Below are 14,967 nucleotides of genomic sequence, written 5' to 3'. Positions count from 1 at the left end.
TGATCAGAACCGCCGCGGCCGCGGTCTTCGGGGGCATGTCACGCGCCTCGATCGCCTGTGCCGGCTTGCTCGCCCTCGTTCCCGCCTGCTTCGATCCCACCGGCACCTCGGCCGAGAGCACCGTCGGCGCGCCGACCTCGGGCGACGAGTCCTCGAGCTCGGCGACGACCGCATCGACGACGGCGTCGACCGCCGGCACCGGCAACACGGCGACCAGCGATCCGACGGGAGCCTCGTCCGGCGACCCGACGGGAGCCTCGTCCGGCGATCCGACGGGAGCCTCGTCCGACACCGACGGGTCGACGGGAGGCTCGAGCACCGCTTCGGAGACCGACCCGACCGCGACCGGCCCGTCGACCTCGTCCGGCGACGACGGCAACACCTCGGGCGACAGCGGCGGTCCGGTGTGCGCCGGCCAGTGTGCGCCCGATGTGCCCGGCGGCTGGCAGGGACCGGTGGTGATCAACGAGGGCGCCGACGCCGACCCGTGTCCCGCCGACTTCCCGCAGCTCGTGCACGGCGATCAACACGCGGAGCTCTCGCCCGGCAACGCCACGTGCGGCTGCGAGTGCGGTGACGCGGTGGGCGTGAGCTGCGGCGCGGTGACCGTGCAGCAGACCAACGCGATGTGCACCGCGAGCCAAGGCCTCGCGGACGTGCTCCAGCCCAACGTGTGCACGTTCGTCAGCAACGCCGCCGGCACCTACGCGATCAGCACGCCGAGCCTGCAGATCGGCGGCGCGAGCTGTGACCCCGAGGCGACCGAGTCGATCCCCGCGCCCACCTGGGGCCGCGACGTTCGCAGCTGCAGCGCGGCGATTGCCGAGGGCTGCGACGGCGGCGGCTGTCTGCCGAGCACGCCCGATGCTCATCAGATGTGCATCTGGGCCGCCGGCGAGGCCGCATGTCCGCCCGGGCCGTGGTCGCAGCAGGTGATCACGTATGGCGACCTCGACGATGATCGCGACTGCACCGCGTGCAGCTGCGGCACGCCGACCGGAAGCTGCGGCGGGTACGTCGAGCTCAACAACCAAGGCTGCGGCGTGATCTACCTCGGTGACGCCTCGCCCGGCACGTGTGCCGTCCAGCCCGCGGCGAGCCACGCGACCTACTATCCCGAGCCAGACGCCAGCTGCACCCCGTCGGGCGGATCGCTCGTCGGCGGCGTGGCGCCGACCGACGCGATCACCTACTGCTGCATGTGAGACGCGGGCGCTCGGTCACGCGGTCTGGTCGTCGGCTCGGTCACGGCGTCGACGCCTCGCGCTCGCCGGCGGGTTCGCGCGCCGTGCCGCCTGCGTGCGCTTGTCGTCGACTCGGGTAGCATGCCCGCGTGACGACGATCTTGGTGTGGAACCCGCGGGCTTCGCGTGCGACCGCAGAGCTGCTCGACGAGGCGCGCGCCAAGCTCGAGGGCGTGACGGTGTGCGAGCTCGGCGAGGACGAGGACCCTGTCGATCGCGCGCGGCACTGCCTGCGATCGCAGCCCGATCGCATCGTCGCGGCCGGCGGCGATGGCACGGTGTCGGCGGTGGCCGCTGCGCTGCTCGAGCTCGGCCTGGGTGAGAACGGACCAGCGCTCGGCGTGCTGCCGATGGGCACGTCGAACTCGTTCTCGGTCGCGCTCGGCATTCCGGGCGATCTCCACGAGGCGATCGCGCTGCTCGAGTCGGCCCCGACGCGCACGATCGACGTCGGCGTGGCGGAGGCCGAGGCCGGCAAGCGCACGATGATCTTGCACTGCATGATCGGCATCCACGCCGACACCATCGCGTCCGCGACGGTCGAGTCGAAGCAACACTGGGGCGTGCTCGCGTACGTGGGCTCGGCGCTGCGTCAGCTCGCGAGCCTCGCGTCGTTCGCCGTCGAAATCACGTCGGACGCACACGAGATTCGCTGTCGATCGATCGGCGTCGGCGTGGCCAACATTGCGCCGCCGCGCGCCATGATGGCCCAGGGCCCGTCTCACCTCGTGCCCGACGACGGCCTGCTCGACACGACCATCGTCGCCGCCGAGGGCATCAGCGAGGCGGTTGCCACGACGTGGCACCTCTACCGCAGCGCGCTCGAGGGGGAGCCCGCGAACCGCGACAACGTCGGCTCGCTCGCGTCGTCGACCGTCACGATTCGCACGGATCCACGGCAGCAGATCCTGCTCGACGGCGAGCCCTTCGGCGAGACGCCGGTGACGCTGACGGCGTTGCCACGCGCGCTGAAGGTCATCGCACCCGCGCCGTCGGCGGTGGCGGCGGACCCGGTGGATGCCGCACTCGATGGGTTGCCGGATCTCGAAGTCGCCGTTCGCGGCGACGCGGGCCATCGCGGGACGCAGTGACGGCGGACCGAGATTGCATTCGTCCGCAGTCGAGGGCGCGCCCCGGCACGGGATTCCTCGACGGCGCGTGCGGACGGGTGATAGCGTGCTGAGGTGTCGAACGTGCATCGTCGCTCCGTGTGGTTCGGATGGCTGATCCTCGGCTGCCCGTCGAGCGGGCCGGCGACCGGCACCGAGGCCGACACCACCGGCGGCGCGGTGGTCACCGCGACCAGCGGCGGCACCTCCGGCGGCGGTGGGAGCGAGGGCGGGAGCACCGGCGCGGGCAGCTCGGGCGACGCCAGCGAGGGTGGTGAAGGCAGCAGCGGCGACAGCGGTGGAGCTTCGCTGCCGTGCGACGCACCCGCCAACACGCCGGGAGGCCCCGACCCGTTCGGCGGATGCTGGCCCGATGCGACGCGCACGGGCATCCCCGCGGGCACGACGCTCACCGACTATGACGGCGAATGCACGATCACGCAGAACGGCACCGAGATCGATGCGAAGTCGGTGACGTGTGATCCCCTCGTCATCCGTGCGGCCGACGTTCGGATCACGCGCACCAAGATCAACGGCAGCGTGTTGGTGGAGGCGCCCGGCATGGGCTACTCCTTCGCGATCTCCGACAGCGAGATCGACGCGGGCCCCGTGCAGGGCACCGACGACGACAGCGGCATCGGCAAGAGCGACTTCACCGCCACGCGCGTCGACGTCTACGGCGGCAAGCGGGGCGTGTGGTGCGAATTCGCGTGCAGCGTGACCGACTCGTGGATCCACGATCAGGCGCCCGATCCGACCGGCACCGCCCACGAGTCCGCGGTGCGCATGGGCGACGGCTCGACGATCGAGCACAACTCGATCCTCTGCAACGCGCCCGACTTCCCGCCCGATGCCGGCTGCTCTGCCGATCTCACGGGCTACGGCGACTTTGCGCCGATCCAGAACAACACCATCCATCGCAACTTGTTCATGGCCACCACCGGGGGTGCATGCGCGTACGGAGGCTCGAGCGGCGACGACGGCTCGAAGCCCTACGGCGACCAGGCCAACAACATCGTGTTCGAGGAGAACGTGTTCCAGCGCGGGCGCGGCGGGCAGTGTGGATACTACTTTCCGATCACCGACTTCGACGAGACGCGGCCGGGCAATCAGTGGATCGCGAACGTGTGGGACGACGGCACGCCGCTGCCGCCGGCAAACTGAGCTCGCGGAGGCGCGGCCGCGTCGCGGCGTGCTACCTTCGCGTCCGTGATCGTCGTGCGGGTGGTCGAAGCCGCGGATGTGCCCGAGGTCGTCGCGCACGTGACCGCGGTGCTCGCCGAGTTCGGACTCGATTTCGGCGTCGGTAGCGAGACCGACGAGGCGGTGCGTGGTCTGCCATCGTCGTACCTCGATCACGGGGGTGCGTTCTGGGTGGCGCACGAGGTCGAGGGCGATCGACGCACGCTGGTCGGCACCTGCGGCGTGTTCCCGGTCGCACCGGGCAGCTTCGAGCTGCGCAAGATGTACCTCTGCGCCGCGTCCCGCGGGCTGGGCGTCGGCAAGCGCTTGCTCGACGAGGCGGTCGCGTGGGTGAAGGCCCGCGGCGGCGAGCGCATCGTGCTCGACACCATCGAGGGCATGGCGGCCGCGATCGCGTTCTACGAGCGACACGGCTTCGTCCGCGACGATGCGCAGATCCGCGGTGCCCGCTGCACCCGCGGCTACGTGCGCGCGCTGTGATGCACGCTCTAGGGGCGCGGCGCGGCGGCCTCGAGCCAGGCGTCCTCCGTGGCCCACATCGCGTCGACGCGGGCCTCCATGCGCTCGAGGATCGCGTCGGCGTCGGGATCGTCGTCGTCGCGGAACTCCTCCACCGGAAGCCCCAGCGACGCGATCCAGTCGAGGGTGTCGAGGCCGGCATCGGCCTTGCGCGCGAAGTCGGCGAGCATCAGCGACAACAACTTGTAGTGGCCGCCGTAGGGCGACTCGAGCTCGCGCAGCGGCGCGCCGTCGGTGGTCCACACCTCGAGCGTGTCCTCGAGTGCGACCGCGGCACCGGCGGGATCCTCGGCCATCCATGGCATGAGCTCGGCGACCAAGGTCCGCACGCGATCCTTACCGAGCACGAGCGCGCCACCCCCGGTGAAGTAGCGCTGCGCGAACGCGGCGGGCAGCGTCACCAGGCGTACGCCCGCGCGGCTGCCCTTGCGCTCCCAGATCGGCGATGGCAGCTGGAGCGGGCCGAGCTCGCGCGCGAGCGCGAGGTTGGTCTCGACGATGCGGCGCGCCTCCGAGATCATCACGTCGGTCGCGGGCAGCACGTAGGCCATGGGGAGTCCGAGCATCGTGCGTGCGGCGTCGTCCGACGGGCGTTCCATGTCGGCGGGATGCTAGCATCGCCACGACGAGATGCCGTCCACGTCCGAGCGCTTCGACCTGCTCGACCTGCACGACGCGCCGATCCTCGCGATCGAGCGCACCCGCGACGGCATCTCGCTGCGACTCGGCCACGCCAACCTGCGCGCCGAGCACCCCGCCAACCCCGAGCCGACCGCGGTGTGCGTGCAGCCTTGCGTGCTGCTGCTGCGCGACGTCGCTGGCGAGCGCGCGCGCCTGTTCGACGATGCCGCGCAGGCCTGGGTCGCGCATGCTGATGCCGCAGCGCCGCTGTCCGGCGAGATCGTCGAGGCCAGACAAGTCAGTGCCGACGCGGTCACGAGCTATCGCTTCGCCGGCATGCATACCGCTGGCTGGTCGGAGTGGGAGGTGACCGCCGGCGGCTTCACGCTCACGTGGGAGCGGGTGAGCGGCGAGGCGTGGTTCGTCGGCTGGCCGCGGTGAAGCGATCGCGCGCCGCACGGCAGATGCCAGCGCTGGTTGCCATGAGCCCTGGCGCAGGCCGATGAGGGATCCGACCGATGACGTTTCGAGTGTCGGCCGGCGGCCCCGGACGCAGCCAAGCCGGCGTACCATCCCCACGCGATGCCCAGCCCACGCACAGCGATCGTCTTGGGCGGCTCCGGCTCGGTCGGCGCCGCGCTCTTGCAAGAGGTCTTCGCCGACGACTTCGCCACGGTGATCACGCTGTCGCGTCGATCGCTGCCCGAGGCCGTCGCGATGGCACAGGCCCGCGATCGACGGCTGGTCGAGGTGTTGGTGCCGGAGATGAGCGCCGCGTCGCTCGCGGCCGCAACGCTGGACGCGTTGAAGGTGATCGATGGCGAGGCCGAAGGGTTCAGTGTGCTCGGCGTCGGTGCGGGCACGTCGAAGCTGAGCCTCGACGAGCACCGCGCGATCGATGTCGTGCTCAACGAGGCCTTCGCCCGCGCGCTGCGCGACTCCGGCAAGGTGCAGCACCTGGCATTCATGAGCGCCGCCGGTGCCGACCCCACCGCCAAGTCGACCGGCAGCGGTGCCGCCGGCATGGCGCGCTACAGCCGTGTGAAGGGCGAGGCCGAGGAGGCGGTGCGCGCCGGTGGCCCTGCGATCGTCAGCGTGTTCCGGCCGGCCATGATCATCGGCTCGCAGCACACGCCGTGGCTGCTCGAGAAGACCCTGCCGCTGCTCTCGTTCGTGACGCCGGCCAAGTACAAATCGATCACGGTGCAGCAGATCGCCAAGGCGATGGTCGCCACCGCCAAGCGCCATCCGGCCGCGAGCGCGACGTATCACTACCCCGAGATGATGGCGCTCATCGCCGGCTAGATCGCTGCATCGATCGATGCAGGGCGTGTGGTTCGACCACCGGGTCGCGCCACGGCTGGTCGAGGAAGCCCCCGATGCGTACAAGGACATCGGCGCGGTGATGCGCGCGCAGCGGGAGCTGACCCGCGCGGTGCGACGGCTGCGGCCGTTGCTCGCGTTCAAGGGGGGCGTGACGATGCACATGGGGAGCGGGTGTCGCCGAACGACAGCACTCGCTCCCCGTGTCACCGACGACGGTCACTCGCAGCCGTGCGCCGCGAGTGTGTCCTGCGTGTTGCGCACGTTGACGACACACAGCGGCTCGCTCCTTCCTGGAGAGACCTCGAGGCCGAAGTCTTCCCAGAGGTCGACGAGCAAGATGAGGAGCGAGGATAGCTCGTAGCGCTCGGCGCCCGACTTGCTCTCCAAGCAAACGGAGATGCGGCGGAGAAAGTCGTCGCATGCTTGCACGGCGATCAACGCGGATGCGCCGGCTGCCCGTCCATCGACGAACTCGACCTCGCGCGTGACACCATCGGTGGTGATCGTCCACGGGCCCTGACGCAGGCCATCGACCAGCAGGCCCTGCTCGACGACGGCGCCTTCTTCACGGATCGTTCGATGGATCTCGCCGGGTCCGCGATGCTCGAGCAACCGCTCTCTGCCGCCGAACGTGCTCGACCACGTTCCGATCCCGACTCCGTCATCCCAGTACTCGCGTCCGCCGTCGTCGGGCTCCGTGGCGCTGTGCTCCTCCCACGTGCCGTGCTGGCGCCCGTTGCGGTAGTGGCCCTGCTGGATCGCGACACCGTTGCGAGCGAAGATCGTCGATGGCCCGTGTTGTGTGCCATCCGGCCGCACACACCCGATGCGCGGTAAGTCGCTTGCGGTCTCGGGGTGCGCCGGATCGTAGTCGCTCCCCTGTACGAGCAACGTCGTGCCCGCGGGGCACGCGTGCTCGGCTTCCCACCAGCCCTGGGGTGGTGCCTGGAGCTCGAGCGGACCTCGGGCCCGGTTCAACTGCTGCTCGGCGTCGAAGCCCGCATTCGAGCGTGCGAGGTGCGGCGCACCGTTGGGGATGCCGGCTGGACGAGCAGCGCATGCGAGCGCGCCGAATGTCACCGACGCAAGCCAGCCCGGAGAACCCGTGCGAATCATGGGGCCGCAGCGTATCCGAGTGCGTGCTCGCCGACACCACCCCAGGCGCGGGCGCGTTCGTCCTCATGTCAGACCTGAGGCCAGCACGCCGTGCGGGATTCGGGACATGCTTCACGGTGCCGCACATCCCGTGAGCTCCGCTTCGCGTCGCGGGTCTGGCACGACATGCAGACTCTGAGCGCCGGGTACCCGCAATGAGCCGATCCGGCTTCCCTGGCGTCGGTGGAACCCGCGGAGCAAGACGGCTACGCTCGCCGGCGATGAGCCGGGACGTTGCGGCGTGGATGCACCTGCGTTCTCGGACACTCAGGGCGGCGTTGTCGATCGCGCTCTTGGTCGGCGCGGGCTGTCGAGTTGGAAGCACCGAGCGCAGGGCCTCTCCCGTCGACGTCGCACCGGTGCGCCCCGGGGAGCCCGTCGCCCCGCGGTCTTCCGCGTCCGCGAGGTCCGAAGCGGCGAGCGGCGACTGTGTTCCCGAGGCGCAGTCCGTCGCAATGGGGAGAATCGTCGACGGGCAGCTCGGGCTGGAGTTCAACTACGGCATCTCGCCCGTGCTCGTACTCGTCGACCTCGCCGACAAGCAGTACCAGCGTACCGACGCGCGCGTGCCAGAAGCGGCGTTCGCCACCGTCCGCCCCGCGACACCGCAAGAGTGGATCGACCGCATCGACCTCGATGGCGTGGTCTCCAACGACTTGGGCTTCGTGCTGCGCGTCGGCGTTCCGCGCAGTGGCGTGCTCGACCGCCACGTCACCAGCACCGCGCAACGCAGCGTTCTCGCCGTCACCAACACCTTCGAGAGCGGCCCCGCGAGCGCGGAGATCTGGGCGTACCGGGATCACCGACGAGTCGCCGCATTCGAGCTCGACGACCCGCAGTTGCGCTGCGCGAGCCACGTTTGGCTGGGCGATACGTTGTACGTGTTGCTCGAGGGCTGCGACGAGCCCGGCGTGCGGAGCTGGCTCTACGACCGACACGGCAACCGGCTCACGAGCGTCATCGACGAGCCTCGAGGTGGAATTGCGACGGAGCCTGCGTGGCTCGGCGGCGATCACTGGGCTTTCCTGGTCGATCGCCTCGACACCTTGCTCGTGCTCGACGTGTCGACGGGCACGGAGATCGCCCGCTACTCGCTCGACGCTCTGTGGTTCGATTCGCCCCGCGAGCGGCACGCATCGCTGGTCGGCTGGCAGCCGGAGGGGTCGATCGTCGTCGTTCGGCTGGACGCGCCGACCGGCAGCCTCGCTGTCATCGATCGCGCCACCGCAGCCGTCGAAGTTCTGCGTGCGCCGAGCTGTCCCGCCGGCTGAGGCACGGCACCTTCGGGTCGAGACCAAGCTGCGCCGCGATCGACGACGGACTCACTCCGGCGGCGGCGGCGTCCTTCGCTTGAATCGAGGGCGCCACACCGCCAGCGCGATGTTGACGATCGACAGCAACGCGATCATCGCGAGGCCGCCGCGCTCGTGACGGACGAAGTCGGCGAGCTCCTCGGCGTCGGCCGGTTCACCGGCGGCGATCCGGGCCGAGACCACCGCGGCCCCCTGTGCGGGGCCCGACAGGGCGACCAGCGTGCCCTCGAGCACCAGCAAGGTGGTGGCGGCTTCATCCACGCCCAGCCGGCGTTCTGGAACGGGTGGTGGGCTGCGATCGCGGCGAGCCCGCTGACGAGCACGACCAGCAGGGACGGGACCAGCAGCCACTGGGAGACCAGCAAGATCGCGTGGCGCATCGCCGCGTACTCGAGCGGCCCGCGACCGTCGGCGGCGAACGACAGGATTGCCTGGGCCGCGACGGCGCCCATGAGCCCCGCGCTGCCGACCTCGTGCAGGAACTTGAGGGTCCTTCGCATGATCCTACCCGCTGCCCGTCGGAGGCGGACCTCCGCCGAGGTTAGCGCACGCGGCGGAGAATGCCCGTTGCGGATCTGTCACGCGGGAGGCATCGCTGTTCGCGACGGCATCGCAGCCACCGCGACCCTCCGGCGGCGCTGGCCAAGTCTTGAACACCTCGCGGAACACCTGCGATGCCCAATGCGCGACTCGAGCCTACGCGGCACCAGGCATGTGGCGAATTTTCGCGCCCCCCCATTCTCGCTGGCGGCGCGCGGTCGGCCTGGCTAGCGTCGCGACACATGACGATGGACTGCCGGACACTCGCGCCCACCCTTTTGTTTGCTGCGGTCCTCGGCGCTTGCGGTGGCGACGACGCGGAGACTTCGACGAACGCCGACGGCTCGACCGGCGATCCGACGATGTCGAGCACCTCGGCGACCACCGCATCGACGACCACGACAGACCCGACCGCCACCACCACCAGCGCCACCACGGCGACGAGCGATACCGACCCGACCGGGCTCGACAGCTCCGGCGGAAGCACGACCGGCGAGGCGCTCGCGCCGTTCAGCCTGCGGTTCGCGGCGGTCGCCAACGGCGAAGAGGTCGGTTGCGGCAGCACGATCACCGGGCTCGGCCCCGACGGCGAGCACACCGCGAGCCCAGCGGATCTGCGGTTCTACATCAGCAACCTGCACATGTACGCCGCCGACGGCAGCGAGGTGACCGTCGAGCTCGACGTCAACGACTTCCAGTACACGAGTGATGCCGGACAGGTCTCGCTCATCGATCTCACCAGCAACACCGAAGGCGATTGCGAAGCCTCCGCGATTGCCTTCGCCGAAGGCACCGCGCGCGAGAACGACGTGATCACCGGCATGACGCAGGTCGCGGACGTGACGCGGATCAGCTTCGACGTCGGTGTGCCGCAGGCCGTGATGAAGGATCTCATCAACACCACGAGCGCGGAGGCGGCTCCGTCGCCGCTGGGCGAGATGTACTGGTCGTGGGCGACCGGCTACCGCCACTTCGTGTTCAACTTCTCCGTGGAGGACCCCGAGGCGGTCGCGGGCGGCGGCTACCTGCACATCGGGAGCACCGATTGCGCGGGGGATGGCGAGCTCGCGCTCGAGAACCAAGACGCGTGCGGATTCTTGAACACACCGAAGGTCGACCTCGACGGGTTCGATCTCGCGACCGGTGTGGTCGCGGTCGACCTCGGGCGCGCGCTCGAGGGGGTGGACTTCCTCGCGCCGATCTATGACCCCAAGACGTTCGAAATCATCGGCGAGGGGCCCGGCGTCGAGTGTCACTCGTCGCCGATGCAGCCGCACTGTGGGACCATCTTTGCCTCGTTCGGCGTCGACATCGACGATGGCGTTTCGGCGGCGGATCAAGATGCGGTGTTCGCTGCCCAGTGAGGCAGAGCGGCCGCGGGCGCGGGCGGCAACGTCGCTTGCGCTCGCGCTGTGCGCGTCGATCGGATGCTCGTCGCCCAGCGGCGCGGGTGAGCACGCCAGTGCGAGCAGCAGCAGCGGCGGCAGCACGGGCACCGGAACGAGCACGAGCACGAGCACGAGCGGCAGCAGCGACGACACGGGTGTGCCGACCGACACGGGCGCCGCCGATTCGTCGAGCGGCGGCGTCCCGGTCGATCCCGTTCGCGAGCTGCTGCGGCTGCCGGATCACCTCGAGACCCCCTACATTCCCGAGTTCAATCCGCTCACGGCCGAGAAGATCGAGCTCGGGCGGCATCTGTTCTACGACCGTCGCCTGTCGGGAAACCTCGAGCAGTCGTGCGCCGACTGCCACTTCCAAGAGCTGGGATTTGCAGACCCCGAGACGACGCCGAGCGGCTCGACCGGTACTGTGCTCGAGCGCAACAGCCAGGCGCTCGGCATGGTCGCGTATCGCACGACGTTCACGTGGGCGAGCAACGTGCTGCTCGAGCTCGAGGACCAGCTGCAGGTGCCGCTACGCAACGACAATCCGGTCGAGCTGGGGATCAACGATGGCAACGAGGCCGAGGTGCTCGCGCGCTTCGACGACGATCCGATGTACGCAGCGATGTTCGCGGCCGCGTTCCCCGAGAGCGAGTCGGGCGCGACCGTCAACAAGATCGTGTTCGCGCTCGCGAGCTTCTGTCGCACGATGATCCCGGGTCGCAGCCCCTACGATCGCTTCGTGGCCGGTGACCACGACGCGCTGACCGAGCAGCAGCGCCAGGGCATGACGCTGTTCTTCGGCGAGCGCTTCGAGTGCTTCCACTGCCACAATGGCATCAACCTCACCACGTCGTACCGCGACGCGGACTCCGACCCGGGGTCGATCCAGTATCCGTTCTTCAACAACGGGCTCTACAACGTCGGTGGCGACGGCAGCTATCCGCCGTACGATCAGGGCCTCTTCGAGGTGACCTTCGATCCAGACCATCGCGGGTTGTTCCGGCCCCCGTCGCTGCGCAACATCGCGGTGACCGGGCCGTACATGCACGACGGCAGCAAGGCGACGCTCCGCGACGTGCTCGACCACTACGCCGCGGGTGGCACCGTGACCGAGACGGGCCCGTACGCCGGCGATGGTCGGGTCAGCCCGCTCAAGTCGGGGCTGGTGCGCGGATTCCCCGCGACCGACGAAGAGATCGACGCCGTCATCGCATTCCTCGAGTCGATGACCGACGACGAGTTCCTCCTCGACCCCGCGTTCGCGAACCCGTTCGAGGAGTGAACGAGCGACCATTCGCCGCGTGGGCGGCGTCCCGCACCCGCCGCGGCGTCGCACACATGGTCGTGGCGTCATCGATCACGGGCAGTCGGCGGTCGCGCGCGTCACCGCGACGCCTGGCGAGTCTCCCACGCAGCGGCTGGCGTCCGCACACAGGCCGCGCCAGATCTCCGGCGGGCAGGGGCCGCCGCCGTCGAGGCACGCGCAGCGCTCGTACGCCGCCTGGGCGAAGTCATCGCAGTCGGAGCCGGTGAACGCCGGTGGCTCGCCGCAGGCGTCGGCCCGACAGCGATCGTTGGCGTCGCCCACGACCCCGGTCGCGCGGGGTCGGCAACGGCCCTCCACGCACGCCGGGCCGAGATCGAGGCGACACGGCGGCGGCGAGGCGCAGTCGACATGCGGGCAGTCCTCGAACCATCCGCGCAGCCAGCACTTGCGATCTTCGCTGGCCTGTTCGCTCGCGGATCTCATGCGCGCGCTCGCGGTGCGGCCACTGAAGAACGAGCAGCCGGTGCAGCAGCCGCTCGCGAACACACAGTCCTCGTCCCGCGCGCACGGCTCGTCGGCCGTCGGCGTCGACGCGGGGTCGTGGCCGGCCGGCGACGGCTCGGAGCGGTCGCATGCGGCGATGAGGATGCCGAGCAACGCGAAGGTGCGAACCACCGCTCGACGATGCCGGGAGATCAGGACGGAGGCAAGCGACGAGTCGATGGCGAGGTGCCTCGCACCGCCGTCACTCGCCACACCCGTAGAACCTCGTCGAGGTCGGTGACACGGTGCCCGCGGCGACAGGTGACGGATCACCCAAGCAGAGCACCGTCAGAGCACGAACGGCACCAGCCGCTTCGTTCGCTGCGCGTAGGCGGTGAACGCCGCGCCGTAGTGACTGCGCAGGTAGGCGTCGAGCTTGGGGATGTTGTAGAAGTAGAAGAATCCCAGCAGGAACGCGGGGATGAGCCAGGCAAAGGCGTTGTGGGTGACGCAGGCGAAGCCGGCGACCCACAGCAGGTCGCCGAAATAGTTCGGGTGCATCGTGATGGCGAACAATCCACCCGTGTAGAGCTGGCCGGCGTTCTGTGGCCGTCGCTTGAAGCGGCGTCGCTGGTACTCGGCGTAGGTGTTGATGAACGATCCGCCGACGAACAGGCCGATCCCGAGCAGCTCGAGCGCACCGAAGCCCGTCGACGCCGGCTTCGCGAGCAAGGGGAAGCCGACCAGGTAGAGCGCGAACGCGAGCGGGATCGAGAATGCCTCGTCCCAGGGGATCCGCCGCTCGACGAACACGAACATCGTCGCGAGGTAGCGCGCGAACACCACGATGTCGAAGACCAGCAGCGTCAGGTTGCGACCGAGGTGGGGCGAATCACCGAACGCGCGGAAGCTGGCGCCCAGCGGGCCGAACAGCACGAGGCCTGCGATCCCGAGGAGCACCAGCTCGATCGCGACGATCACCGTCTTCTGCGGCAGGCTCGAGTGCTTGTGGCCGTACATGTCCATCTCAGGGCTCCTCGGGTGACAGGGTTCGTCGGAACATGCCGATCAAGATCGGGCCGTACTTTCGCAGCGACTTGGCGTCGAGCTCCTGCGTGAGCAGCCAGGTGTCCATGGCCTGGCCCATGCCGAACACGATCGCGATCGCGAGGCTGGTCGGGATGTCCTTGCGGACGGCACGGGCGCGCTGGCCGGCGGTCAGCACCCGCTCGAACCACGGCAGCACGGCCGACTCCATCTCGCGTTGGACCTGCTGCAGCGCGGGGCTGGCCGACGCCGCGAGCCAGCCACGGGCGAGCGCGGCGAGGGCCGGCGAGGCCATGAGCGCGCCCATGATGCGGCCGTAGTACTCCGTGAGCGTGGCCCAGAAGCTGGCGGCATCGCGGGCGGAGGGCACCGGGAACGGACCGGAGGCCTCGAAGAGCCGCCCGAGCTCGACGCGGACCACGTGGCCGTAGAGGTCCTCCTTGCCGTCGAAGTAGTAGTACATCGACCCCTTGGAGATGCCGGCCGCGTCGATGATGCGGTTCAACGACGCGGCGTTGAAGCCGTGCTCGGAGAATTCTGTGAGGGCTGCGCGCACGATCTCTTGCTGCTGCTCGGGGGGAAGCTTGTGGAAGCGCGGTCGGGGCATGTTCGGTGGTCACGTGTCGGGCGGCGGCGGCAGCCGGATGGCGTCGATGAAGCTCTTGCCGGCGGCGAGCCTCGCGACCCACGGTACTCCCATCAGCTTCATCACGCCGTTGCGCATGAACAACTGGAATCGGTTCTGCCACCGCATCGCTGCGCGCGGTCGTACGCGGAACGTAGGGCGTCGTGACACAGCGGTGGGCCAAGCCGCGGCCCAAGCCGCGGCCCGGCGTTGCTGCTCGTGCGCCAGCACGAGCGCGCCGCGATCACCGAGTCTTTGCCGCGCAGTGCAGCGCGCCCTCGGCCCGATGTCCACCGCGGCTGGCCCGGCAGGCCTGTGGACGGGCCCGTCAAACTTGCTGCCCGAAACTGCTTCCATGAAGACGGCTCGAAGTCGTCTGGCCCGAGCCGGCCGCTCAGGGATATGCTGAGCCAGGCTGGGCACAAGGTGACTCGATTGGCCCACGGCAACAAGAATTCGCGCGGCAAGAAGAAGAACCGGCGCATCGAGATCACGCTGCTGGCGACGGCGTCACTCGAGAAGTAGTCCGCCGGCCGAGCTGTGCTAGCCTCCCAGCCGTGGGTATTCGTGGCTTGGTTGGGGCTCTTGTTGTCGGGACGTTGGCGCTCGGATGTGGGCCGGAGCAGATCGAGGACGAAGGGGGCGCTTCGGGTGGTGCAACCTCGGACACGGGCGAGGACACGACGACGGGGGACCCACTGCCGGCGTCGATGCTCGAGCGATGCGACGCGCCTGTGCCCTGCGAGCCGGTCTCCCGCGATCCGGGCTCGAACCAGGAGGCGGTCGATCCGAACCTCGAGTGTGCGATTCACGAGGCACTCCTGTCCTCCCTCGAAGGCAACGTCTCCGAGCTGACCGAGTCCTACTGCGACATCGGCTGCTCCGGTACCGACCTACTCATCAGCTTCGGCTTCCTATACGTGCAGGCCTGGAGCACCACGGACGTGACGAGCTACGGAGAAATCCTACGCTGCACCCTGCGCGGAGAGATCTTCGAGCCCTGCCAAGGACAGCCCTTCGGCACGAGCGACTGCGCCGACTTCAGCGCGTGGGGGATCGACTGCGAAGTCACCGACACGGTCGAGTGCCCGTAATCTCGAAGACTCGACCCTACGAAAGAAAAGCCC

Annotated in this window: 18 protein-coding genes; 12 read left to right on the top strand and 6 right to left on the bottom strand. The window is 69.5% G+C overall.

Features of this window, described 5'->3' with window-relative positions; genetic code table 11:
* Nucleotides 1–35: 35 nt before the first annotated feature.
* The 4 genes from IPH07_34375 (at nt 36) to IPH07_34360 (ending at nt 4,036) form a co-directional block, all read left to right on the top strand.
* Nucleotides 36–1,205, top strand: coding sequence for a hypothetical protein (locus IPH07_34375; GenBank protein ID MBK6922528.1), 1,170 nt, complete (start codon nt 36–38; stop codon nt 1,203–1,205).
* 128 nt (nt 1,206–1,333) lie between these two features.
* A complete protein-coding gene (locus IPH07_34370; protein ID MBK6922527.1) occupies nt 1,334–2,335 on the top strand; it encodes a YegS/Rv2252/BmrU family lipid kinase in 1,002 nt (333 codons plus the stop codon).
* Nucleotides 2,336–2,437: 102 nt separating this feature from the next.
* On the top strand, nt 2,438–3,517 hold the full coding sequence (locus IPH07_34365) for a hypothetical protein (GenBank protein ID MBK6922526.1): 1,080 nt from the start codon (nt 2,438–2,440) through the stop codon (nt 3,515–3,517).
* A gap of 45 nt (nt 3,518–3,562) precedes the next feature.
* Entirely contained in the window at nt 3,563–4,036 is a 474-nt protein-coding gene (locus tag IPH07_34360) for a GNAT family N-acetyltransferase (protein MBK6922525.1), read from the top strand.
* Nucleotides 4,037–4,044: 8 nt separating this feature from the next.
* On the opposite strand, the gene IPH07_34355 is transcribed toward IPH07_34360, so the two are convergent.
* A complete protein-coding gene (locus IPH07_34355) occupies nt 4,045–4,674 on the bottom strand; it encodes a hypothetical protein (GenBank protein MBK6922524.1) in 630 nt (209 codons plus the stop codon).
* Nucleotides 4,675–4,705: 31 nt separating this feature from the next.
* On the opposite strand from IPH07_34355, the gene IPH07_34350 reads away from it, so the two are divergent.
* The 5 genes from IPH07_34350 (at nt 4,706) to IPH07_34330 (ending at nt 8,448) form a co-directional block, all read left to right on the top strand.
* Nucleotides 4,706–5,137, top strand: coding sequence for a hypothetical protein (locus IPH07_34350; protein ID MBK6922523.1), 432 nt, complete (start codon nt 4,706–4,708; stop codon nt 5,135–5,137).
* A gap of 141 nt (nt 5,138–5,278) precedes the next feature.
* Nucleotides 5,279–6,001 (top strand): NAD(P)H-binding protein, encoded by a 723-nt coding sequence (locus tag IPH07_34345; protein MBK6922522.1) that lies wholly within the window; start codon nt 5,279–5,281, stop codon nt 5,999–6,001.
* Between the two features lie 16 nt (nt 6,002–6,017).
* Entirely contained in the window at nt 6,018–6,383 is a 366-nt protein-coding gene (locus IPH07_34340; protein ID MBK6922521.1) for an RtcB family protein, read from the top strand.
* A gap of 62 nt (nt 6,384–6,445) precedes the next feature.
* Nucleotides 6,446–6,859 carry a hypothetical protein gene (locus IPH07_34335; GenBank protein ID MBK6922520.1) on the top strand — a complete coding sequence of 138 codons (414 nt, stop codon included), beginning with the start codon at nt 6,446–6,448 and terminating at the stop codon, nt 6,857–6,859.
* A 773-nt stretch (nt 6,860–7,632) separates the two neighbouring features.
* Nucleotides 7,633–8,448, top strand: coding sequence for a hypothetical protein (locus IPH07_34330; protein ID MBK6922519.1), 816 nt, complete (start codon nt 7,633–7,635; stop codon nt 8,446–8,448).
* Nucleotides 8,449–8,582: 134 nt separating this feature from the next.
* On the opposite strand, the gene IPH07_34325 is transcribed toward IPH07_34330, so the two are convergent.
* Nucleotides 8,583–8,990 (bottom strand): DUF2269 family protein, encoded by a 408-nt coding sequence (locus IPH07_34325; GenBank protein MBK6922518.1) that lies wholly within the window; start codon nt 8,988–8,990, stop codon nt 8,583–8,585.
* Nucleotides 8,991–9,164: 174 nt separating this feature from the next.
* Between IPH07_34325 and IPH07_34320 the strand changes: the two genes are divergently transcribed.
* On the top strand, nt 9,165–10,394 hold the full coding sequence (locus tag IPH07_34320) for a metallo-mystery pair system four-Cys motif protein (protein ID MBK6922517.1): 1,230 nt from the start codon (nt 9,165–9,167) through the stop codon (nt 10,392–10,394).
* Nucleotides 10,372–11,700 carry a di-heme enzyme gene (locus IPH07_34315; GenBank protein ID MBK6922516.1) on the top strand — a complete coding sequence of 443 codons (1,329 nt, stop codon included), beginning with the start codon at nt 10,372–10,374 and terminating at the stop codon, nt 11,698–11,700. The genes IPH07_34320 and IPH07_34315 overlap by 23 nt, the downstream gene beginning before the upstream one ends.
* Nucleotides 11,701–11,775: 75 nt before the next feature.
* On the opposite strand, the gene IPH07_34310 is transcribed toward IPH07_34315, so the two are convergent.
* From IPH07_34310 to IPH07_34295, 4 genes are all read right to left on the bottom strand, one after another.
* Entirely contained in the window at nt 11,776–12,360 is a 585-nt protein-coding gene (locus tag IPH07_34310) for a hypothetical protein (GenBank protein MBK6922515.1), read from the bottom strand.
* Between the two features lie 156 nt (nt 12,361–12,516).
* Nucleotides 12,517–13,194 carry an isoprenylcysteine carboxylmethyltransferase family protein gene (locus IPH07_34305; GenBank protein MBK6922514.1) on the bottom strand — a complete coding sequence of 226 codons (678 nt, stop codon included), beginning with the start codon at nt 13,192–13,194 and terminating at the stop codon, nt 12,517–12,519.
* A gap of 1 nt (nt 13,195) precedes the next feature.
* Nucleotides 13,196–13,822 (bottom strand): TetR/AcrR family transcriptional regulator, encoded by a 627-nt coding sequence (locus IPH07_34300; GenBank protein ID MBK6922513.1) that lies wholly within the window; start codon nt 13,820–13,822, stop codon nt 13,196–13,198.
* Nucleotides 13,823–13,831: 9 nt separating this feature from the next.
* Nucleotides 13,832–13,969, bottom strand: a complete 138-nt coding sequence (locus tag IPH07_34295) for a hypothetical protein (GenBank protein MBK6922512.1) — start codon at nt 13,967–13,969, stop codon at nt 13,832–13,834.
* 581 nt (nt 13,970–14,550) lie between these two features.
* Between IPH07_34295 and IPH07_34290 the strand changes: the two genes are divergently transcribed.
* The gene (locus IPH07_34290; GenBank protein MBK6922511.1) at nt 14,551–14,934 is read left to right on the top strand and encodes a hypothetical protein; all 384 of its coding nucleotides are present in this window, start codon (nt 14,551–14,553) and stop codon (nt 14,932–14,934) included.
* The last annotated feature ends 33 nt before the right edge of the window (nt 14,935–14,967 follow it).

Source organism: Deltaproteobacteria bacterium, from assembly GCA_016709225.1.
GTDB classification, from domain to species: Bacteria; Myxococcota_A; Polyangia; order Nannocystales; family Nannocystaceae; genus Xiheibacterium; species Xiheibacterium phototrophicum.
Note: the sequence above shows the minus strand (reverse complement) of the source record. Positions and strands in the feature narration are given on the sequence as shown.